19 protein-coding genes and 1 tRNA gene are annotated in these 20,895 nt (G+C 70.4%); 12 read left to right on the top strand and 8 right to left on the bottom strand.

The window, feature by feature from the left end:
• Positions 1-322: 322 nt before the first annotated feature.
• The 4 genes from ABZV94_RS15140 to ABZV94_RS15125 all read left to right on the top strand — a co-directional run bounded on the left by ABZV94_RS15140 (position 323) and on the right by ABZV94_RS15125 (position 3,251).
• Complete coding sequence (locus ABZV94_RS15140) at positions 323-688, top strand: hypothetical protein (RefSeq protein ID WP_356340699.1); 366 nt, start codon at positions 323-325, stop codon at positions 686-688.
• On the top strand, positions 685-1,359 hold the full coding sequence (locus ABZV94_RS15135) for a nucleotidyl transferase AbiEii/AbiGii toxin family protein (protein ID WP_356340698.1): 675 nt from the start codon (positions 685-687) through the stop codon (positions 1,357-1,359). The genes ABZV94_RS15140 and ABZV94_RS15135 overlap by 4 nt, the downstream gene beginning before the upstream one ends.
• A 160-nt stretch (positions 1,360-1,519) precedes the next feature.
• Positions 1,520-2,179 (top strand): hypothetical protein, encoded by a 660-nt coding sequence (locus tag ABZV94_RS15130; protein ID WP_356340697.1) that lies wholly within the window; start codon positions 1,520-1,522, stop codon positions 2,177-2,179.
• A 304-nt stretch (positions 2,180-2,483) separates the two neighbouring features.
• Positions 2,484-3,251 (top strand): hypothetical protein, encoded by a 768-nt coding sequence (locus tag ABZV94_RS15125; protein WP_356340696.1) that lies wholly within the window; start codon positions 2,484-2,486, stop codon positions 3,249-3,251.
• Between the two features lie 125 nt (positions 3,252-3,376).
• On the opposite strand, the gene ABZV94_RS15120 is transcribed toward ABZV94_RS15125, so the two are convergent.
• Positions 3,377-3,553, bottom strand: a complete 177-nt coding sequence (locus ABZV94_RS15120; RefSeq protein WP_356340695.1) for a hypothetical protein — start codon at positions 3,551-3,553, stop codon at positions 3,377-3,379.
• A 177-nt stretch (positions 3,554-3,730) separates the two neighbouring features.
• The gene (locus ABZV94_RS15115; protein ID WP_356340694.1) at positions 3,731-4,042 is read right to left on the bottom strand and encodes a hypothetical protein; all 312 of its coding nucleotides are present in this window, start codon (positions 4,040-4,042) and stop codon (positions 3,731-3,733) included.
• 670 nt (positions 4,043-4,712) lie between these two features.
• Between ABZV94_RS15115 and ABZV94_RS15110 the strand changes: the two genes are divergently transcribed.
• Complete coding sequence (locus ABZV94_RS15110) at positions 4,713-5,417, top strand: DNA methylase (RefSeq protein WP_356340719.1); 705 nt, start codon at positions 4,713-4,715, stop codon at positions 5,415-5,417.
• A 287-nt stretch (positions 5,418-5,704) separates the two neighbouring features.
• Here ABZV94_RS15110 and ABZV94_RS15105 read toward each other — a convergent pair whose 3' ends face one another.
• Positions 5,705-6,385, bottom strand: a complete 681-nt coding sequence (locus ABZV94_RS15105; protein ID WP_181412056.1) for a hypothetical protein — start codon at positions 6,383-6,385, stop codon at positions 5,705-5,707.
• 307 nt (positions 6,386-6,692) lie between these two features.
• On the opposite strand from ABZV94_RS15105, the gene ABZV94_RS15100 reads away from it, so the two are divergent.
• Positions 6,693-7,031, top strand: coding sequence for a hypothetical protein (locus tag ABZV94_RS15100; protein ID WP_356340693.1), 339 nt, complete (start codon positions 6,693-6,695; stop codon positions 7,029-7,031).
• A 52-nt stretch (positions 7,032-7,083) separates the two neighbouring features.
• Here the strand turns inward: ABZV94_RS15100 and ABZV94_RS15095 are convergent, their stop codons facing one another.
• Positions 7,084-8,070 (bottom strand): hypothetical protein, encoded by a 987-nt coding sequence (locus tag ABZV94_RS15095; RefSeq protein WP_024127712.1) that lies wholly within the window; start codon positions 8,068-8,070, stop codon positions 7,084-7,086.
• A 292-nt stretch (positions 8,071-8,362) separates the two neighbouring features.
• On the opposite strand from ABZV94_RS15095, the gene ABZV94_RS15090 reads away from it, so the two are divergent.
• Positions 8,363-10,591 carry a hypothetical protein gene (locus ABZV94_RS15090; RefSeq protein WP_356340692.1) on the top strand — a complete coding sequence of 743 codons (2,229 nt, stop codon included), beginning with the start codon at positions 8,363-8,365 and terminating at the stop codon, positions 10,589-10,591.
• Between the two features lie 499 nt (positions 10,592-11,090).
• Here the strand turns inward: ABZV94_RS15090 and ABZV94_RS15085 are convergent.
• Both ABZV94_RS15085 and ABZV94_RS15080 read right to left on the bottom strand, forming a co-directional pair.
• Positions 11,091-11,950, bottom strand: a protein-coding gene (locus tag ABZV94_RS15085; protein WP_318206184.1) for an IS5 family transposase whose coding sequence is annotated in 2 segments (ribosomal slippage) — positions 11,091-11,594 and positions 11,597-11,950 — 858 coding nt in all. Because the reading frame shifts where the segments join, the coding sequence is not laid out codon by codon here.
• The gene (locus ABZV94_RS15080) at positions 11,937-12,272 is read right to left on the bottom strand and encodes a hypothetical protein (RefSeq protein ID WP_356340691.1); all 336 of its coding nucleotides are present in this window, start codon (positions 12,270-12,272) and stop codon (positions 11,937-11,939) included. Before ABZV94_RS15080 ends, ABZV94_RS15085 begins: the two co-directional genes overlap by 14 nt.
• A 581-nt stretch (positions 12,273-12,853) precedes the next feature.
• On the opposite strand from ABZV94_RS15080, the gene ABZV94_RS15075 reads away from it, so the two are divergent.
• Together ABZV94_RS15075 and ABZV94_RS15070 are read left to right on the top strand one after the other, a co-directional pair.
• Entirely contained in the window at positions 12,854-13,930 is a 1,077-nt protein-coding gene (locus ABZV94_RS15075) for a hypothetical protein (protein ID WP_356340690.1), read from the top strand.
• 418 nt (positions 13,931-14,348) lie between these two features.
• Positions 14,349-14,759: a DUF6221 family protein gene (locus tag ABZV94_RS15070; protein ID WP_356340689.1), complete on the top strand. Its 411-nt coding sequence runs from the start codon at positions 14,349-14,351 to the stop codon at positions 14,757-14,759.
• Between the two features lie 261 nt (positions 14,760-15,020).
• On the opposite strand, the gene ABZV94_RS15065 is transcribed toward ABZV94_RS15070, so the two are convergent.
• A tRNA-Met gene (locus ABZV94_RS15065) sits at positions 15,021-15,098 on the bottom strand.
• 190 nt (positions 15,099-15,288) lie between these two features.
• Between ABZV94_RS15065 and ABZV94_RS15060 the strand changes: the two genes are divergently transcribed.
• Both ABZV94_RS15060 and ABZV94_RS15055 read left to right on the top strand, forming a co-directional pair.
• Positions 15,289-16,125 (top strand): competence protein CoiA family protein, encoded by an 837-nt coding sequence (locus tag ABZV94_RS15060; RefSeq protein ID WP_356340688.1) that lies wholly within the window; start codon positions 15,289-15,291, stop codon positions 16,123-16,125.
• A 1,344-nt stretch (positions 16,126-17,469) separates the two neighbouring features.
• Entirely contained in the window at positions 17,470-17,979 is a 510-nt protein-coding gene (locus ABZV94_RS15055) for a hypothetical protein (RefSeq protein WP_024127723.1), read from the top strand.
• 405 nt (positions 17,980-18,384) lie between these two features.
• Here ABZV94_RS15055 and ABZV94_RS15050 read toward each other — a convergent pair whose 3' ends face one another.
• On the bottom strand, positions 18,385-19,101 hold the full coding sequence (locus ABZV94_RS15050; RefSeq protein ID WP_024127724.1) for a hypothetical protein: 717 nt from the start codon (positions 19,099-19,101) through the stop codon (positions 18,385-18,387).
• 737 nt (positions 19,102-19,838) lie between these two features.
• Here ABZV94_RS15050 and ABZV94_RS15045 point away from each other — a divergent pair.
• On the top strand, positions 19,839-20,895 hold a 1,057-nt coding region (locus ABZV94_RS15045), incomplete at its 3' end, for a hypothetical protein (protein ID WP_356340687.1).

The raw sequence follows: 20,895 nt of genomic DNA, 5'->3' as shown, positions 1-20,895 counted from the left end.
CCGACTCCCATCTCAGTCTGGCGGTCGACCGACCGTGCAACGCCACGGCCGGTGGCCCGCGGCTTCGGTGGCTTTCGAATCGCCAACTCGTCGACGAGACGTGATCCCAGGACCGGTCTCCGCGACGGCCAGCTCACCGGCCGCAACCGCATTCGCCCCATTTCATGAGACACCGCAGGTCAGCACACCGCACCTCGGCGGCGAGCGCCCGCGGGCCCAGAAGCGGCTCGCACCATGCACCCACCTCGCCGGCGCAAGAGAACGAAAGGCGCAACGCGCGTCCGCTCTGCCATCCGACCGGCGCACACGGAATACTGGGAGCATGGTTCAGCAGTCGTCTCCTGGTGCCACGCCCTCTGTCGCTGACGTGCTGCACGAGCGGTACGCACGACGCCTTCCCGACACCCTGGAGGACCTCGCCGGGCCGGAGCACGGCCCGATCGAGCTGCCGCTCCATATCGTCTGGTCGGGCCTGCGCACCTACGACCTGGACCGGCCCCGGCAGCGCATGAGTCTCTACCGGACCGTACTCGCCGAAGGGCAGCGCGACGACATCATCCGCTTCCTCAACCGCCGCCTCCTGCTCGCGCAGTGGCCGGTGATGAAGACCATGATCAGCAGGCATGTCCGCGAAGCGTGGGAAGCTGCGTTCCCCGAGCTCGAGCACCAGGCGTCCACCGCCGCGTGAAGATCACCGACCTCCACCGCCGGCTCCTGGCGGACGTCCTCGCGATCGGTACTCCCTACCCACTGGTGATCACCGGCGGCTACGCCGCCCAGGCGCACGGCCTGGTCGACCGACTCAGCCAGGACATCGACGTCGCGACCGAAAGCCCAGCCCCGATGGTGGCCATTGCCGATGATCTCGTACGTGGTCTGAGCGAGCGCGGCTGGCAGGTCAGCATCATCAGCGTGGACCCCCTGGCCGCTCGCCTGATGGCGACCAGCGCCGACACAGGGGAGCAGTGCGAGGTCGATGTCCTCAAGGAAAATCTGTGGGGGCCGCCGGCACTCACTCCCTACGGCCCCGCACTCGGCCTCGACGATGTGATCGGCACCAAAGTGAGAGCGCTCGCAGACCGCGCGGCACCCCGCGACTTCGTCGACGTTCGCGCGGCCGCCCGCGACCACACGATCGCGGACCTGGAGAGGCTCGGTGAGAGGCACGGCCGCGGCGAGTTCCGACTGGACGACCTTCGTGACCGTCTCGGCACCGCTCAGTGGATCGACGATCAAGAATTCGAGGCCTACGGCCTGTCCGCAGACGACATCGCAGAACTGCGCCAGTGGGCCCAGGGATGGGTCAGCGACCTCGAGCGGCGGCTGAACGCCGGTGCTGACGACGACCCCGACGCCTGACCGCCTGCTTCCACGCGCGGTACCGGACCGGAGGCACTGCGAAGGTAACAAGAGCAGCGCGACCTAGGTGACGCTTAAGAATTGCCATCCCGTGATCGGTCGCGTATATTTTTAAGCGTCAAAATGGGAGGGTGTCCACCGGCACCCGGGGAGGACATGAATGGCTGTCATCACCGCCGCGCGTGCCGCGTACGAGATCCTGCGCTACGCACGCCGCACCCCGGCCCAAGACGATCTGCGAGACCTGCGCGGCGCACTGCTGGCCCTGGGACCGACCGCTCCCACCGACATCAACCTCGACGTCATCACGGCCCACGACGAGCTCGGCGAAGCCGCAGACGACCTCAAGAACGCACGCGACCGGCGCGACTTCACCGCCAGGCGTGCCGCCCTGCGGCGTCTCGATGAGGTGTTCACCAGCATCGAGAAGATCATCCTGACGATCGATCCGACAGCCGACCGCCCCCTGGAGCTTGAAGACATTCCGGCGACCGCCGCGGACATCGTCTCCTCCACGCTCGGCTACAACGCCGCCTACCGCGACGACCCGGAGGTCGGAGTCGCCTCTGTCGAGAAGGGCACACCCACCGTACGCGTCCACTGCCGCAGCGACAGCAAGCTGGGCCGCATGATCACCGCCGTCATCACCGCCGGCGTCAACACGGCCGCCGGCTTCGTGCCTGCCCACCCGCCCGTCGCCCGCACCTTCACTCGCCGGGACGGCCGACTCAACGCCGCCGAGACCGCCCGCCGAGCCCTGCGCGCCCGCATGACCTTCGTCGCCGTTCCCGTCCAATGGATCAACGACCGCGCCGGCTGACCTCACTTGCTCAGCCCGGAGCCAACGACGCCCGGCCGTGGGGGCGAGCGAGCTCATCGTGCCGCCCGGGGGTGGACCCGCCGAGGCTGGGCACGACTGGTCGGTGGAAACCTGACGAGCCGGCGAGAGCCGCGAAGGCTGGTACTCTCCCCGTGGCTAGACGCGTACTGCCACCCACGCTCGCTCCCACGCAGCAGGCGACTTCGGGTGAAGGTCCCGGTGGGCCCGCGAACCCCAAGATCATCATGCATCGAGAAAACGGGGCGGTCGGGCGTGGGCGAAACCGCCGGAAGCCGAGAATCTGATGCCCAAGTTCCAGAGCCGCTTCGCCAGCGCCGCTCGCCGCATCCAGGCCGCCACCGGCATCGCGTACACCGACGCACTGCGCCTGATTGTTCCCGACCGCAGAGAACTGCGGCTTGCCGACGAACTGCGTCATGCCGGCCTCGTGGACGCCGCCAACGCCCTGGCGAGCGTCACCATCGCCTCTGCGGAGAGCACCGCCTGGTACGACGCCTACGGAGAGATCGAGAACGCCTGCTACGAGAGCGATCCGCAGAGGGTGAAGGACGTGGGCGCCGCGTGCCAGGAAGGGGCGGATGCCGTCATGCGACGGGCAGGGTTTGCGGACACGGTGTTCGGACCGGACGCGGAAGTCTTCCACGCGGCCTTCCTTGCCATGTGCCGTGCCGGAGCCGTCCCGGACGGGCGACGGCTGGCGCGAGCCGCACTCGGGGTGTTCGACTGCGACCCTCTGCAGTGCTCGGACATCATCCGCACCCCGGGTCGGCGCCCCTTCACGTACCGGGCCGCCAGTGAGATCACCGGTCCCAGCACTGCCTCCGCCGTAGCCGCCCGGAAGGCGGCTCGCGCTATGGCCGCCGCCTCCGATGTCCGATCTGGCGATGACAGGTATTGGTACGAGGCCGCTGAACTCATGGTGGGCGCTGCCTGGTACGGAAGCATCGCAGCAGGGCGCCCGCCCTTGCACACGATGCGCGAGTTCCAGAGCTTCTACAAGACCATGATGGACGGGCCTGTCGACGACTTCCCCGACTTGGCCGTGCGCTGAGTTCCGCCAGCGCTATGCCGGCGTCGGGGAAGTCCGTCTTTGTGGATCAGTGCGTGTAGAGCGGGCCGGGCGGTCCCACGCTGGGAGTGGGGTCAGGTCACGCTCTGCCCTACTCGGCCGGATGCTTACGAAGCGGGGTCGTACCAGACGAGGACGGCGGTGCCGTTGTCGACGGGTTCGGTTCGGGCCTTGTAGGCGCCGGCAGGGGTGTACGCGTAGCGACCGCGTCGGATGTCGCGGGCGAGCGACTCGGCGGTGTAGCAGGCGGGACACACGACGACGGTCAGCGCAACCCCGGGCATCTCGCGAAGCCCTTCGGCGGCGGCCTGATGGTTGGCACGCGTTGTCTGCCTTCGACGAGGCATGGCCTGTTCCTGTCCTCTGGTTGCGGTCTGCAGGTGAACGTGCACTGTCCGTGCCCTCCGGCTGGCACGCTGTGCGGCGCCTCTTGTGCCCTGGCCGGTGGACGGCGGCTACGGCTAGCGCACGCGATCAGGCGTCGGTCGGACACTGGCGGTCTTGATGTCGGTGATGGCCCAGCGGTGGCCGCAGCCGGTGAAGTGGATGTGAGGGCCCAGGTGGTGAGTCGTGTCGGGGCCATCCATGCGGAAGTCGCTCTGGTCGGGCCTGGCGGACGTCCAGCCGCATGCCGGGCAACTCGGTACGGGATGGGCGTCGAAGTCGACCTTCACGCCGGTGAGGCGCGCGAAGTCAGCTTGCAGCTGGCGGCTCGCCTCACCGGCGGCGGCGATCCATCCCCGGACGAGGTCGCCGAGCTCCTCGGCGGTCATGGTCGGCAGGTCGGATCGGCTGAGGAGGGGCACGGGCTGCTCCCGGGTTTGGGCGCGGGAGGGGGGGCTGACGGCAATGTTGGTGACGCCGGTGACGGCTGAGCTCCCACCACTTGAATTGACGCTTAAAAATATACATTCGAGCCTGTCGGCAATGCAAGTGTTAAGCGTCTATCTGTGATGAGATTCCTCGCTGGCCGATGGCCTCGGCGGATGCGTCGCCGTCCCCGGCGCCGGGCCTGACGCATCATTGCGGGCGGGGGTGCGCGAGGGGCTGTGGGGGCGCGTCCGGCGAGAGTTCGGGCGACGCGTCGGCTGTAGGGAGGGTGGCCGGCGGCGATTGACGCTTAAGGGTGGCGAGCGTCGCCGCCATCGAGTAATATCTTAAGCGTCATCTCTGAGTGGTGTGCCGGAAGCTGTCGTGCCACCGCTCCACGCATCCCTCTGTCTAGCTCGCGACCCGATTCGCCCCTGGCGGCCACGCCTCCGGACGGTGCCAGGTGACTGCTCTGGGCGCGTCGTGCTGGCCGAGACCCCAGGCCAGCGCGCAGGCGACACGGGGCGGCGTTCCAACCGAGCGGTCGGAGGTGCTGCCCATGTGGAAGGAGTAGAGCTGAGCCGTCGCCGCCCGAAAGTCCTTGACCTGTTCTGCTGCGCCGGTGGGGCCGGGATGGGTTACCACCGTGCTGGTTTCGACGTTGTTGGCGTTGACATCACTCCTCGCCCGCGGTACCCCTTCCGGTTCATCCTGGGCGACGCCCTGGACGCGATGCGGGAGATGTGCCAGGACTTCGACCTCGTTCACGCGTCCCCGCCATGCCAGGCGCACACAGCGCTCACCAAAGGCACCAACGCCGGCCGCCAGTACGTCGACCTCATCCCGCAAATGAGGGAGCTGTGCGAGTGGTTCGGTGTGCCCTGGGTCATTGAAAACGTCCCCGGTGCAGACATCCGGAGGGACCTCACCCTGTGCGGAGAGATGTTCGGACTCGGCGTCATCCGCCACCGCCACTTCGAGATCAACTGGTGGGGCGGTGAGCCCGAACAGCCCGAACACCGCAAGCATCGCGGCCCTGTGCGCGGGTGGCGCCACGGCGTCTGGCGGGACGGCCCATACATCGCGGCGTACGGCCGCGGTGGCGGCAAGGGGACAGTCCCCGAGATGCAGACCGCCATGGACATCCACTGGACCGACGTGCGTGAAGAGCTGACCGAGGCAATCCCGCCGGCCTACACGGAATACATCGGCCGTCAGTTCCAGCGGCCCGGCGGCTGGGGCGCCGTCTATCGCGGCGAGCCCGACACCGAGCCCATCCCGGAGTGCATGCGTCCGTACCTGAAGCACAGCCCTGAAGGGCGCCTGGTCCTCGTCTGACCAGCCCCCGATATCCCCTCGCCGGCGCTACCGCGCCTCGGCGTTCGTAGCAAGGAGAAGTAGTGGCACAACAAGACGACTACGTGACCCTGACGGTCGTGGTGAGGCGGGATGGAACACACGGAGACCCTTGTGACGTCCTGCTCCACGACCACACTGACGTACTTTTTGTCGGCCACCAGGACGGAATCGCCCTCACCGCCCTGGCCCTTGGGGCGGACCCGAGTAGCTGGTCCTGACCGAAGCCCACCCGTTGTACACGGGAAGCTCATGCCTTGCCTGGTACCTCAGTTGCCCGGTGTCGCTGTTGGCTTGGCGGCCTGCTCGGCCTCAAGGACCGCGCGAGCCTGGGCCAGCCCCAAGGTGACGCCGGCTCGCCAGATGGTGCCGGTAGTGGTGATCTTGTCGGCAAGTCGGACGTACTCTGCGAGGGGGCCGGTCAGCCGTGCGCGGCCCTCTTCGTCGAGTTCGTAGCGGGGCGGCGTGATGCCGGGGTGGCGGTCGCGCCAGGCCTGTAGTTCGCGGATGGCGGGGGCGGAGGTCCACCAGCAGGCGGCGACGGCGCGAGTTGCGAGAGCGGCATCCAGACGAACGGAAAGACGCTCGGGGAAGCCGTCGAGGCCGCGGTCGCGGGAGCCGATCCACCGGCCGGGACTCCAGGCCATCGCAGGTGGCTCGTCCCAGTCGTGGTCCCAGCCACGTGAGCGGAGTTCCTCACGCACTCCGAACTCGACGATGGCGTCCTGAGTGTCGAGGAGTTCACCCGCCTTCTGCTGGCGTTGGACCTCTTCGAGCCAGGCGGCTCTGACCTCGGATGCCTGGGCGCGCGGCAGACCACGGGTGCGCCACTGGGGAGCGACGGAGCGCCGGGCACGGATCGCCTTGTGCTCCGCGGCGAGGTCTTTGACCTGCTGTGGGATGCCGTCGTCAACCGAGATCCATACCGAACGAACAGCACCGCGAGGCATGATCTCTCCGCTGGGGTCTTGAATATGGCAATCCTCGACGCAGCCTAGCGGTTGAGCGGACCGGCGGGGCGCCGGCCCCGTCCGCAAGGCCCAGGCGATCAGTAGGCCAACCGCCCAGCAAGAGCCCCGACGGCAGTCGAGAACTATCCACAGGCAGCCCGCCGTAGCTTCTGCGACGTCGGCCACGCGCCCGACATGATCCCCACCCTTCTCGGAGATTGGGAGCACCATGCCCAAATTCAGCACGAGGTCCTATGTGGCTGGACGCCTTGGACTCGCAGCCACCGCAGCCGTCTCCGCCGCGGTCGTGGCAGCCTCTCCGGCCGCAGCGGTCACCTACGGCTACGGCCCGTGGTACGACGGCCTGAAGGGGGCCAAGGCGTACTTCGCCAAGACGGGCGACCACCTGAAGGTGTGCGACATCAAGTCCGACGGCGAGGTCGCGCAGGTCAAGGTCCGCGACGAGACGATGAACGCGTACCTGTACACGCTGAAGGACACGTACAACGACGGCAGGTGCCATTACGCCTCCGCAGCGGACGGAGGCGTACACAACCTGCCCGAGAAGCACTGGATCAGCTTCACCGTCCAGACCGGCAACTACATGTTCGACAGCAAGAAGTTCAACATCTACAACGACGCCTGAGCCCCCCCAGTGGGCCGCCACGCGGGCAGCAGGATGTCGTGCTGCCCGCTGGTCACCCTTTCGGCTCGGTGTCCGCTTCGGGATCGGCCGGGCCAGTGGACTTCGGGCGCGGCAGGCGCCAGCGCTCTGCCCTGTAGCGCGCCGGCGTGCTGTCGCCCGGTCGGGGCGGGTTGAGCGTCCGCACCATGGTGCAGTCCGGGGTCAAGGTAAGCACGACCTTCTGGCCGCTGACCGTAATGCAGTCGGGGCTGATGCTCACCGCCCCCTTGGTAGGGGCGCGGAGGAGCTTGTCGAGGACGCGGCGCACCGCCTCACACCGATTCTCCAGCGGGACGTCACGGAAGAACGGGCTGTTCAACGCTTCCGAGTGGAAGACGACGTGGGGCAGACGGCCGGCGCGGCGGATTCTGGCCTCGTCGGTGATCGGACGCCGACGAGACGGCAGCAGCGCCGGGTTACCGCTCCAGTCGTACAGCCCCTCGGGCATCAGAGGCCACGTCGGAGCGGGGACTGCACTCGCACGCCGAGCGGCGGCTGCCTGCTGCTCGGCCATGCGCTTTTCGTGCGAGGCTCGTCGCTCGGCCGCCTCTCGTTCCCTCGCCAGGCGGCGTTGCGCAATCTCCTCGTCTCGACGGCGCCGTTCGGTGATGGCGTCGAGCAACTCTTCAATCGGCGGATGCACCTCGTCGAACCACGAACTGGCGGGACCCCGGTAGCCGACGATCACCTTGGTAGCCGGGTCCAGCAGAAAGGACCAGGCGTCATCCCCGTCCGCCTTGTGGGTACGGGCCCGCATCAGAGGTCCGTCGCACTCTCGGGCCAGCCTGCCAGTCTGAAGAATTCGCTCCAGAAGCCGTCGGATCTCCTGCTCGGCGGTCGCCTCGGAGACGATGTGCGCGGACATGTAATCCCGCTCGGCGCTGCGGGAGATCCGGGCTGTGCGGGCAAGTTCTATCGCCTCCCCCGGAGTGAAGGCGTCAACCGGTTCCCACCGCACCCGGGTGCGGGGCTTCTCCGAAGTCGAGGCGGAGTCGAGCATGTCCCGTACCGTACCGGCCCGGCACCGGAGCACTAGGCCTTTGGGCTGGCCGCTGCCAGCGCCGCTGGCGGGCTGCCAGGGACACGCATGTGCAGTGTGCGCTATGTCGGGTAGTCTACGGGCGGCGGTACCTGCTGCCTCCTGCCAGCGCTGTCCGGCCCGGACCTGGAAGCGTGATCGGCGGAAAGAGGTGCATCACCTCGTCAGGTCGGCCCGTAGGGCCGTGTTCACATGCCTTCAGCGTCTGCCGGTGTGCCGGTCCGGGGTGTCGCACCGCGGATGGGTCTCGATCATGTTCTCGGGTGAGGGAAAAGTCGCGCGCCTGCGCACCCGCTACACCGGCGAGCCGAAGGCCGCCGCCATCCACTTCTACCGCCGCCTAGGTCTGCGCTTCGGCCTGGTCCCGGATGCCACTGACGCTGTGCAGCAGCGTCTGGAGGCCCTGCTGCTGCGGGCCCTGGCGCATCCGCACCCGGCCTTCGAAGAAGTCGCTGCTGCGCCCGGCTCGGTGTGGGGGCTGGAGGGTGCGAGCCCGTACCCGGACCGCGTCACCCTGTGGCCGGCGCGAGGGCAGGCGGCCGCTCTTCTGGCTCGCTGGCTACCCACCCGCGCCCCGGCCGGCGAGCTGGGGGGTATTCCGGGGCTGCGAGCGGCTGCGCTGAGGGCACGGGGCGGGGACACCACGCTTACCCTCGTGCTCGCGGGCCAGCGTGCTCATGTCGAGCTCAGGGCGGATCCCGGCGCTCTGCACCAGGCGGCCGAGCTGGCGCGCGGGGCGGGCCTTGAGGCGCTGTGGGAGGCCGATGCCGTCTCCCGGGTGGAGCGGGAGGCCCTGGGCGCTCTCCTGTCGGATCTCTCCGTGGCCCAGGCCGCACTGTGGAGCCGGGCCTTGCGGCGTCTGGCCCTGGCACGTGAGGCCTTTCCTGCCTGGCGCGCACGGGACCCGCTCGATGAGGAACTCCAGGGGCCGAACCCGTCCCGCATCGCCGTGAAGCCGGTCGGCCCGGGCGTGAATCTTCGGGGGGTGGTGGCGGTGGTCTCCGGCGATGGCCGAGGCGGCCGTGGCTGTACGACGGTCGGTTACCTGCTCGCGGCCGCCGCCGCCGTCGGCGGCGCGCGAGTCGGTGTCCTGGCCGCGGACGATCCGTCGAATTTGCCGGCGTTGCTCGGCCTGGATCACGGCGATAAGCCCCTCGGCTGGCGCGACGCCAACCTGCAGCTGCCTCCCGGCCATCACCTGAAGGTGGCGGTCATGGAGACGGATGCGGCCCGAGCCGCAGAGCAACTGGAAGACGCAGTAACCGAGTTTGACCTTCTGGTCGTCGACATCGGCACCACGGCCGTCCACCCGGAGCTGGCCGGCCTTGCCGCCCGGGCCGACGGTGTCGTTGTTGTCGTGCCCGACGAGGTTCCCTGGTACGACGACGAAGTGATCGACGAGCGCTCGTCCCGGGTGCAGATCTGGTCCTACCTCAACAGCGCGGACCAGGCTGAATTCCACTCCCGCCGTCCCGGTGGGCCCGACCTGTTCGTGTTCCTCGACGAGGCGTTTGCCCGATACGTTGAGTGGCGCGCCGGACAGGAGGGCCTGACGCTCCCCGGATGGGATGCCGATCATAACGGTGACGGCTGGCCGGGCGACGAAGACGGCCTTCACACGGAGGCAGGGCACGACGAGATCGATGAGCATGCCGACCTGCCGGAGGCCTACACCGGCTCCCAGTCTGGGGACGTCGGCGACGAGCAAGACGACGAACTCCTGGCCTTCGACGACGAAGACAGCGACGCGGACGAGCAGTGGGTTGAGCCCTACGACCCCGACGACTCCGACGATGTGGAGATGTTCTGGTCCCTTGAGCCCGTGGGCGGAAGCGCCTGGGCCACGCTGCCGCCAGAAGAAGAGGCCCCCTATCTCGACTCGTGGCGCACCGATTTCCTTCAGATCCTCAGCCCAGAAGGCGGCCGGCGTCATCCGGATGTGTGGCCGCAGGTCTTGACCAGCTGGGCCGACCGCAGCCGGGCGCGAAACCTTGAGCGGGTCGCTGCTGGAGGACTAACGGACGCAGAGAGGGCCGCCGCCGAACGGAAGATGATCGCCGTGCACACCGAGCGGGCGCTCGAACGCTGGGACGAGGACCTGTGGCAGCGTGAGAGCAGAGCGTGGCTGGCAGCCGACTTGACACAGAGGCACGAGGTCGGCAAAGCCGAACGCGAGCGGATGTGGGCGCTACACCACCCGCGGCCGCCGAGGGATGTGGCTGAGGAACTGCGTCATCTGGTGCGGCACGCACCCCTTGGCAGGCCGGTCGTGATGGCGGTGAACCGGGCCCGACAGGAGTACGACCAGCTCGTGCTGGAGCCGGTCGGAATCGCTCTGCGAGAGCACGGGATTGGCGCTCTCACCGTCATCCCCCGGCACAGGGCACTCGAGGCATGGCCGGGGAGCGACCGTATGGAAGATGGTGCCCTGACGATCGGCTGGACCCTTGCCGGGGCGGTGCTCGATTCCCTGGCTCACTGACGGCGGTGAGACAACGCAGCTGGTCCGGGACTGCAGAGATGGACGCTGCTGCCCACCTCGCCACCTGAGCGCCACGGAAACCCAGCGAGAAGTCGCGCTGCGGTCGGTACCCAGCCGCCTCCGCGTGCTGACGGGCCCGGCGGGAGAGATGCCGCTGTTCACCGCCATGCCGCTGCAAGTCGACCGCTGCCGCGATTCAGCTGGGCACGCCTGCCCAGCCGTCATCGACGCGCTGCTGGAACTGGCCCAGGAGCGGGCTGGCACTGAGTGCTTCGACGTCCGGCACCGCTGGGCGGAGATCCTGGAACCGGCACTTCCCACCGCACCTACCCGAGCCCGACCGCACCACCGAGTAGGCACGCCCTGCGGCGCGGAGTGAGCGGTTGCCCTGCGCTGCGGCTATGCCCTCGCTGCAGCCCGGGCAGGGGCCGCCTCACTGTCGCCCGCAGGCGAGACCATCCAGCGTTTCGGCCGCACTGAGCGCCGCTAGGGTCCGTCTTCAAACGGATCTTGCCCAGAGCAGGAACGACGCGAGACTGACCGCTGCCTCGTATGAGGTGGCGGTCTTTTCGTATCTGGTAGCGATGCCACGGAAGCCCTTGAGCCGATTGAAGCAGCGCTCGATCGTGTTGCGCCGTCGGTAGGTCTCCCGGTCAAACCCTGGCGGTCGGCCGCCGTGGCCACCGCGCTTCAACCGGTGCCGCCGCTGGTCAGTCTTCTCGGGGATGGTGTGTGCAATGCCGCGTTGTCGCAGGTAGGCACGGAAGCCTCGGGAGCTGTAAGCCTTGTCTGCGATGACCCGGTCGGGCCTGCAGCGCGGTCGGCCAGTGCCGGTGCGCGGAACCCGGATCCGTTCCAGCAGAGGACGTGCACAGACACTGTCGTGGCGTTGGCCGGGTGTCACCAGGATCGCCAGCGGGCGGCCCTTGCCGTCGCAGGCAAGGTGGATCTTGGTCGTTAGTCCGCCTCGGGATCGGCCGAGGGCGTGATCGTCCGGTTCGTCCGGCCGGTGCCGCCCCCTTTTCGGCCGGTGGCGGCGGCGTGCTGGTGAGCGCGGACGATGGTGGAGTCGATCTGGACCAGCCAGTCGATGTCGCCGGCCGCGTCGGCATGGGCCTGGATCTGCTGCAGGGCCCGGGTGAACACGCCGTCCAGGGCGTAGCGGCGGAAGCGGGTGTAGACGGTCTTCCATGGCCCGTAGCGTTCCGGCAGGTCACGCCAGGAGATCCCGGTACGGATCTTGTAGACCATCCCGTTGATGACCTGCCGGTCTGACACGCGGGGCCGGCCTGTCGCGGCCCGGGGTATCAGCGGAGCGAGTAACTCCCACTCCTGGTCGGTGAGTTCATGGCGACGTATCACCCCACCATGATCGCCTACCTGGATGATCTTTGAAGACGGACCCTAGTACCTGCTGCTCGCCCTCGTCCGGCTTGAGCACGTCGGCCGCCACTGCCTCCGCCACCCGCGCAGCACGGCCGAGCGCGGCCGCCACGGCGGGCCAGATCTCGCCTCGCGCCGTCGCCAGGTCGCCGTACGCGTTATTGGGCCACTGGTGGGCGGCCCGCAGGGTGGCTGCGGAATCCCCTCCGTGCATGTCCAGGTTCTGCGTGGTTAGCGGCTGGATCCACATTTCGATGTGGCACTGCACCACCTGTGCGTAGGCTCGGTAATCGGTCATGGTGCCGCAGCTCCCGCCCGGTTCCCGCGTTGCGGGTCGTCCGGGCCAGGCCGTGCGAGCCACCGGTGGCGCGCACACACCTCGATGCGGTACTCCAGGGCACGCCGTGGTGAGGTATCGGTAACCGAGAGCTTGGCCGACCAGGAGACCGCTGTCGGTTCCGCTGGCACACACCGGAGGTGACGGCCCTCACACTGCCACCCCCGCAGCGGCAGTCCACCCGCTGATAGGGCCGGGGCTGCCCGCCCGTTGCTCCGGCGCCACGCGGACACGGACCCCGCCCCGGCGTCACCGCACGATGCCCACCACGCACCGCGCTTCCCCGTCGAAGGCCGGCAGCCTGCGGCGCGGCATTCGGGTGATGGGGCGGCGTGTCATCCCGGCGGCCAGCGGCCGTCCACGTCGATGTGGTGGAATCCGAAGCGGTGGGCCCGGCGGGGTCCCTGCCCCGTGCTCGACCCGACATCGAGCACGCCGTGGAGGAGCCAACTCGGCTGGCACCGCTGCATGATTCCACCTCGTGGCTCTCTGCCGCGCGAGCTGTGTCGGGACGGCTCCGCGGTGTTGAGGGGCTCCGAGTCATGAAGACAACCGCTGTCGAACGTCGCGCCGAACTGCTCCGTCTGTACACCGGGCTGCCCTGGCAGTCCGCCCGGCGCCGCGTTGAAGCCTCCGCGCCGGACTCCCAGCTGATCCCGCAGCCGGACGCCGACCAGCTGCTGCTGGAGGCCCAGGTAATGGCCGCACTGGCCTGGCGTCGAATCACCACAGTGCACCCGTGGGGCATCGAGTACGTCGACCCGCGCTCTGACCGTCTACTGATCCGATTCGAAGGCGACCCCGTCGCACGGAGAAACCCCGCTGAGACCCAGGCCCTGGACCTGGCCGAGGTACTGCTGCCGCGCGCCGACGAGTACGGCGACATCACGGGGGTGCCCGGGGCCCGATCCCACATCCAAGGCGGGCAGGTGGTGCTGCGCCTGCTGGAATCGTCCGCCTCCGTCACCCTGCTGGGTGTGGACCCCGATGAGTGGCTGCGCGCAGTCGACATCCAGGACAAGCAGACGGCCTCCTACGGCATGACGCCGTGCCACCGCGACCTGCCTGACCGGTGGCACCCGACCGAGCGTCTCTACCGGCGGCCGGGCCACCGGGGCGCCGCGGCGTCGGCCTGGCTGACCAGCGGGCTGTTGCGCCGGGTCGGCCTGATCCGCACCCTCGGGGTTCCGCTGGCCGTTACCGGCTGGCTCGGCCACCGTGAACGCGGTGGTGGGGAGCGCTGGATCATCGACCCCGCGTTCGCGGAAGGGCACGGCGCGATCGGCCACCGGCGGCTGATGGCACTGCTCGCCGCACCCGGCTGGGGCATGCCCGTTGCCGCCTTGGACGAGCACTGCAACTGCCATCTTCCGGCCGGTTTCAGCGACCAGTGCACCACCATCGTCAGTGGCCTGAACGCGTGGCCCGGAGCGCTGGAGGTCCGTGCCATCCAGCGCCGCGGCGACCGCCTGAAGCGGATCCAGGAGCATGAACCAGCGGTCTACGAGGCCCGGCAGCAGCTCGCCTTCTCCGTGCCCGCCTGGGTGGACCGCTGGCTCGAACGCTGCGGATCTTCTGCTCCGGGTCCGCCGGTCGGTGCCGTCACCGGCCCCCGCTGAGATTCACTCTGGGCACCGTGGCGAGCAGGAGCGGCTGTACGACCAAGCTGCCCCTCCTGTACGGGGCCTGCGGCGTGGGAAGTGTCAGCCTCGTTGTGCTGTGGCGCTGCTCCCGGAACTGCGGCGGCCAGCCCGATGCCGTCCATGACCTTCACCCGGTCGAAGCCGGGCCTGCGTAGGCGAGCGCGTCCGTGAAGTGATCACCGGCTGCGGGAAGGGGCCTTCGCCCTTCCAGTTCTTGCTGGGGACGAAGAAGAGCTCATGGCGGCCGGATCCGCCGCTGTCGGTGCACTCCCGTAGGCTCCTCCCCGTCTGCCCTGTGCTGCGCCGACGAGGAGGCCGTTGTGACCGCTGACGATCTGCTGGCCGGCCGGAGCCGGCGAGTACCGGCCTTGGGGGCCTGCCCGGCGGGGCGGCGATGACCGAGCCCACTGTGTACGACTGGTGTGACTTCCTGCGCGCCCGGATTGCCGAGGAGCAGCAGGCGGTCGAAGGCGCCGGTTCCGCCCTGGACGGGATCCGTGCGTACCCGTGGAAGCTCACCGAGGCCGGCGCTCCCGAGCTCGGCGTGCAGGCGGGGGACGATGTCCTGCTCACGGTCGAAACCGGTCGTGGCCCCTGGATGGATCTCGTCATCGCCGAGCATGTCGTACGCAGCCAGCCCCGTCGGGCGTACGCCGACCTCGAGGCCTGGTCGCACCTCGTTGACCTGCTGGGCCACTGGGCCAACCACGACATGCCCGCGGCGCGCGAACTCCTGACCGTCGTCGTCCAGTTCGCCGACCGCTACCAGGACCATCCCGACCACCCCGCGCGTCGGCAGCCGTGAAGCGCGCCCGCTCGGCCCCGCCGACGGGTCGAACAGTGTCACGATGGTCCGCGCGTGCTGACTCCTGCCGTCCGTTTTCGATGCAGCGGAGCCGGCGATGCGGCACTGTGCCTCTCCTCGCACGGGGGCGTACCCGGGCCGGGGTGCCACCGGCCTGCTCGCTGGCCGGTGGCACCGGGCCCGCGCCGCGGCCTGTGGCGTACGGGCTCCTGCTGAACGGGGCCGGCCCCCGGCGACACGAGGTCACCGGGGGCCGGGTGTTGGTAGCGGGGGCGGGATTTGAACCACGCGACCTCTGGGTTATGAGCCCAGCGAGCTACCGAGCTGCTCCACCCCGCGTCGGTAGGACCAGAGTACGGGATAGAGGCGGTCCGGGCGGGGGATTTCGCGTTGCCCGCGCGGCGAGAGACAACGCGCGGACCCTGTACTCGCCAACTCGCGGCTTCCCGGGCCGGCACGCCATCGACGTCGCCGGTTTCGCACCGGCACCCTGTAGGGACGCCGGCGGCCGAGCAGCGAGGAGGAGCCGATGGCGCTGACCGCGCAGTTGTCTCAGCACGGGACGCTCGATGTGACCCTGGACGGTCTGGGCTGCGGCCTGGCCTGGGAGGCCGTGTACCGGGCCCGGCCACGCCCTGCTCTGGCCTGCACCCACTGCGGCCGGCCGATGCACGCCAAGGTCTCCCCACGCGGGGGCCGGTTCTTCGCGCACGACCGCCGCTTTCCGGCCTGCCCCGGTGCCGGTGAGACGGAGGAACACCGCAGCCTGAAGCGGGCTCTGGCCGCCGCCGCGCGCGAGGCCGGCCACAAGGCGCAGCTGGAGTTCACCGCCGCGCATGGCGGGTGGCGGGCCGACGTACTCGTCACCGCCGCGCAGGGCCGCCGGACCGCTCTGGAAGCGCAGCTGTCCTCCGCGTCCGTCGACGACGTCCTCGCCCGAACCCGCCGCTACAGCGACGACAACGTCGCCGCGGTCTGGTTCACGCACCGCGCCGCGCGCTGGCTCACGCATGTGCCCGCCGCACGCCTGTACCGCCCCAGCGGGCCCGACGGGCCGTGGAACCGCACACATCCCCTCGTGAGCCGCTTCAGCGTCGTCGCCTGCGCGGAAGTCTGCGACCCGAGCCCCTTCTGGCACGGCTCCGTCCACGCTGGCTGGGACCACGACGAGGAGCGGACCCTGACGGAGTTTGTCGCCGATGTCCTCAGCGGCCGCCTTGTCCCCAGAAGGCTCACCACCGCCCTGGGTACCCGCTACCACGGCTGGGCCGCACCCGAGGACGTGAAGGCAGCCGACGACCACGCGGCATCGCCCCCCACCGTGCTGCCCGTACGGAGCACCGGCGAAGACCGCCCCCTGCAGTGACGAAAGCATGTCCCACGAGGACCGCCGCTCTATGGTCCGAGTACCACGAGACGAGTTGGAAGGCCGTGGATTCATGAACAGCGGGCCGCCCGTGAAGCGGGTCATCACATTCGACGCAGAGGCCTGGGACCGTCTTGAGAGGTTGGCGGCGGACTTGGGCAGCTCCCCGGAAGAGCTTGTGACCCGGGTTGCAGGAAGGATCCAGCTCTCTCGGGGGGCGACCTCGAGGTTCGCCCGCGTTCCTAGATCCTTTTGCGCCCACCCCGACCGGCACGGCCCCGCCGCGCCCGCTGCTCACGCCCCCAGGCCCCGGGCAGACCCCTCCTGGGCCAACGGCCCCGGGCCCCGCGCGCGGCACCCCGGGTCCCGACAGGGGCCCGCACCCCCGCCCCGGCGCCCCGACAGGGGGCGACCCCGCAGCCGTCCCCCGGCCCGGCTCCTTTGGGCCGGTCGGCTGCTCGCCGCCCTGCCCGGCGGTACAGCAGCTGAGGGTCGGGGCCGGCGAAACCCGTTCGGGAGCGCCGAGCCGTCCTGGCCGCTGCACCGGATCCGGCCCGGGCGCCTGGTCTGCTGTTGATCGAGGGTGCCCTGCTCTGCGCCGGCCGTGCCGTTTGTCAGGACGAGCTGAAAACCGAGCTGATGATGTCCAGGGGGGGGCGGTCCACCCGCATGTGATCGCGGCCGCCGGCACGCCCACCAAGAGGCAACAACTGCACACTACGACCGCTCGAACCCGCGCATCGGGATCGACCACCGAGCGCAGCCAGAAGCCGAGCCCCACAGCCGCACTGAGCATCGCCGTGTAGACGGCGACTGTCTGCGCATCCACTGCCTGGCGCCTCCCCCTCGCACGACGAACACGCCCAGGCTATAGCTGCTCAGGTGCCCTGCCGCGTCACCTCGGTGCCGGCGACCCGGCCAGCACCCCAGCCCCGGCCGGGCATCGAGCTCGCCGCGCGGTAGTTCGCCCGCGTTTTGTGAACGCTGACCGCCCAGGCCGCCGAACTACGGCTCGATCTGCCGCTCGCCCACCCGTGCCGTACCCCCGCCCCGGCCGCACCAGGCCGGACGGGCGCTCAGGGTGTGGCTGGCGTGCGCCCTGTCCCGCCGCCCGGTCGGCTCGTACCGTCGCGGCGCCGGCACCCGCGCCCCTCCGCCGGCCGCCGTTCCGGCCGGTCTGCTGGCACCGCGCCTCCCCGGGCCGCCCGGCGCCGGCTGGTGTTGCCACGGGGCAGCAACCTCCTGTGCCCGCCCGCACGGCGGGAGTTGGCCAACCTCGCCGCCGGAGGCGGGCTGGCGGCGATACTGCGGTAGGGCGATCCGAGCGGGGGGCGGGAGGAACTGGTGACCCAGGCCGAGATCCGGCACCCGGCGCTGACCGGCACGCCGTGGCCGGTGATCGGCGTGCGGGTACGCCGCGAGGACCACAGTGCGCGGGCGGCCTCCTGGCGGCCGGCCCCGCAGACGGTGCTGGAGGATGCTCTGCTGCCCTGCACATGGCCGGAGTTGGAACGCTTCGCCGAGATCGCAACCGGCCGCAGCCGTGCCCGCGTGTACGTGCGCGACCTCGACGGCGCCGATCCGGACCAGCGCCTCGTGCTGTGCCTGCGAGGCGCCCCCGGGGCCGTACAAATCGAAGGCCCCCTCAACCCTGTCGCCGAACTTCTGACCGCCCGGACCCGGGCCGCCGTGCTGCGCGTCGCCGCCGTACACCGCGAAGCCGGCCGCCCGGAGCAGGCCCAGTTGTGGCGCGCTCGGGCTCGCCGGCTGCTGAAGAGCGGCCGTGCCGCGCGTCGCGGCCGGAGTGTGCGGGCCACCTCGGCCGGACTGCCCACGCTTGGTCAGCGCCCCTGAACCTGCCCCCCCGTAGGCTGGTGCCCGGTGGCGGCGGGACCAGAGTGGCCGCCGGGGAAGACGCAGACGTCGCAGGGTCGAGCAGGGTCGGGGGCCAACCGGGTCACGCCGCGCCGGAGCCGGGCCACCTCGTGCGACTCCACCCGCAACGCCCCCGCCGCTACCCCGTCGGCCCGCCTGCGGCGCCATCACGGCCGGCGAACCCACCCGCCGCCACGGACCTGGGCATCGAGCAGGTCAGGGCATGGTGGACCTTGTGCAGCCGGCGGCCGCGGGTTGTGCTTCTGCCGAATCCGGCTCAGGCCCACGGGCCTGAGCCGGAGGCAGCCGACGAGCCGGACGTCCCGCCGGCAGTGCCGTGCCGAGCGCAGCGCTGTACCCGCGCAGGGCCTGCTCCGCGCAACGCTAGTCGTCTTGGGGCCGGCCGTCGGGGTACGGCGCCAGGAGCGGCTGCCCGATGAAGGGGGAGGAGGTGTCGCCCAAGAGCAGGGGCGCCAGCGCCTGCCGGGGCGTGGGAGCAGGGTCTGTGTCGATCAGGAGGGGCCGCGGGGCGTCTGCTGCGGCCAGCAGCCCGGCCAGCTGCGGACCTGACCCGTCCAGGTCGATCAGGCGCGCCCGGTGGGTGGGGGCCAGGACCGCCGACAGGGAGCTTGAGGTCTTGCCTGCGCCGCCGCGGCGGAAATGCCCGGCGGCGAAGTTCGCCTCGGTGACACGCCGTACGGCGTCCAGGTTCGGGCGCGCCGAGCGCGGGGCGGTCAGGGCGCGGGCCTGGGCGGCGGTCATACCGGTGGCCGCGACGAGGGCCTTCACGGCGGTCTCGGGCAGGGGACCGGCGGCGAGTTCGTCGAGACGGGCGGTGGCCGAGGTGCCGGGCGCCAGGCCGAGGAGTTCCATGGCCCGGTGCCGCTGGACGCCGGCCGCCGCGGCGACCCGCTGCACGTAGCCCTCCAGCCGCTCGGTGAGCCGCGGCAGCGGTACACCGGGGATCCGGGCCGGCAGGCCGGGCTGCCAGCGGGCGCGGTCGGCGACGGCCTTGCGGGCCTGCTCCAGGGTGATGCCGCGGTGTGCCCGTTTGTACGCGCGCACGGCGCGGTCCAGTTCCCGGTGGCGGGGGTTGGTCATGACGTCTCACGTCCCTTTGTCGGCCTGCTGCCCCACACGCGCTGGCCTTCCAGGAGGAGGGCATGACGAAACTGCTCGCGCGAGTCTCAGACGTCTGGGTCCCCTGGCGACGGTGTGGGCGTCGAGGTAGCGGACCGGGCGCGGCGCGGTTGCCCTTGGTGCCCGGCCATCGTAGCGGCTGCGGCCGACATCGGGCAGAGCGCGCCGGGCCGTGCGTGATGGCCGGTGGCCGGGGACGTGGGCGGCCAGCTCCCAGCACCCCCGGCAGGGCGCGACGCGAGACCCGCACGGCCTTTCGCCGTGAGGCGGTGCTCTGTTGCTCGCCGCCGGGCCCGCGGGGCGGGTGAGCGGCAGACCGGCACCAACCCGGCAGGGGGCCGCTCTTCGGCCGGCCGCAGCGGCCCCGTACTGCTTCGACGTCGCCGCGCGTCACATGAGCTGGGCGGAGCCCGTTCCCCCCGACGCCGTGCTGGATCTGGCGAGCACGCTGGCCGAGCTGACACCCGACCTGGCCTGACCGCGCCGGCGATGCCCCGGACCGCCGCGCGCCGTGGAGACGGTTGCCCGCCGACACCATCGCCGACAGACACCCGGCGGCAGGCCCGTACGGCCAGCCGGTCGGCTCCTTGCCGCTGCACACCCCCGCAAGCCCCGGAACAGGCCGGCCGGTTACGCCCCGCACAGCCTTCCGTTCTGTGATCATTTGGTAGGTCACGGCAGGCGAAGAAGGGGGGAGCGTGTACCGAGCGCGGATCAAGGACAGCGGGCGGGAGGTCTTCGCCGTGCAGATCGACGACAAACCGGCCTGGTACACGGACAAGCACCCGCTGATCTGTTCCACGTGCAGGGCGGGTGTGCACGGCAGGGGCACGTACGTGAAGCGCAACGGGGCCAGCTACCGTGCGCACTTCGCCCTCAACCCCAGGACGAGCCACGAAGCCACCTGCCCGTTCAATCCGGTGGAGTTCATCACCTCCATCGCCCGCGGCGCCAAGGGCCTGGCGCACGTCGAGGACGGCGTGCTGAAGCTGACCCTCCCGGCCGACGTGGAGGACCTGGCGCCGCAGCAGCAGGCGGACCCGCAACTGCCGCCCCACGCCGTGACGGGCCAAAAGATCGACACGGTGGCGCCGCTGTTGCCGCCGCTGCTGAACTGCGCCGCGAAGATCGCCCGGTTCCTGCAGCTGAACGCCTTCGACGACAAGGCCGTCCAGCGCTTCAAGGTGCAGCCCCACGGCCACAAGGACACGATCGCCTGGGGACGGTTCTGCTACGGGCCCTCCTCCGCCGCCTACGGGGACCTGTTCCGCCGCCTGGACCCGGACAGTCCCGGGCGCGCCCCTTCCCACCCCGTCGCCGTCTACGGAACGGTCCAGCGCGTCCACCACGACCGCAAGGGCCGGCCGTTCGTGTTCCTCGCCGACCACACCGACCTGGACGGCCGGGAGTTCGAGGTGGTGCTGCGCTCCATGCACCCCACCCTGATCGAGCCGCTCACCGTCGGCACCCATGTCCTGGCTGTCGGCTCCTGGGGCACCTTCGCCGACGGCCGCGTGCCTCAGCTGCGCCTGTTCGCCCAGGAGGCGTGGCAGATCGCGTACTGGCACACCGACGAGGACACCGGATCAGCCACCCAGCCGGTTAGCCCGCCCGCCCTCACCGCCCGGCAGCGTGCCACCGAGCGGCCCGCGCGCGGGGCTTCGAAGCGGACACCGCGTTCCAAGGGGGCCGGCCGGCGCCCTGCCGCGCCCAGGCGTCGCACCACACCACCCCCCGCGCCGCCGCCGGCCGCAC

The organism is Streptomyces sp. NPDC004658 (assembly GCF_040609555.1).
GTDB lineage: Bacteria > Actinomycetota > Actinomycetes > Streptomycetales > Streptomycetaceae > Streptomyces.
Note: the sequence above shows the minus strand (reverse complement) of the source record. Positions and strands in the feature narration are given on the sequence as shown.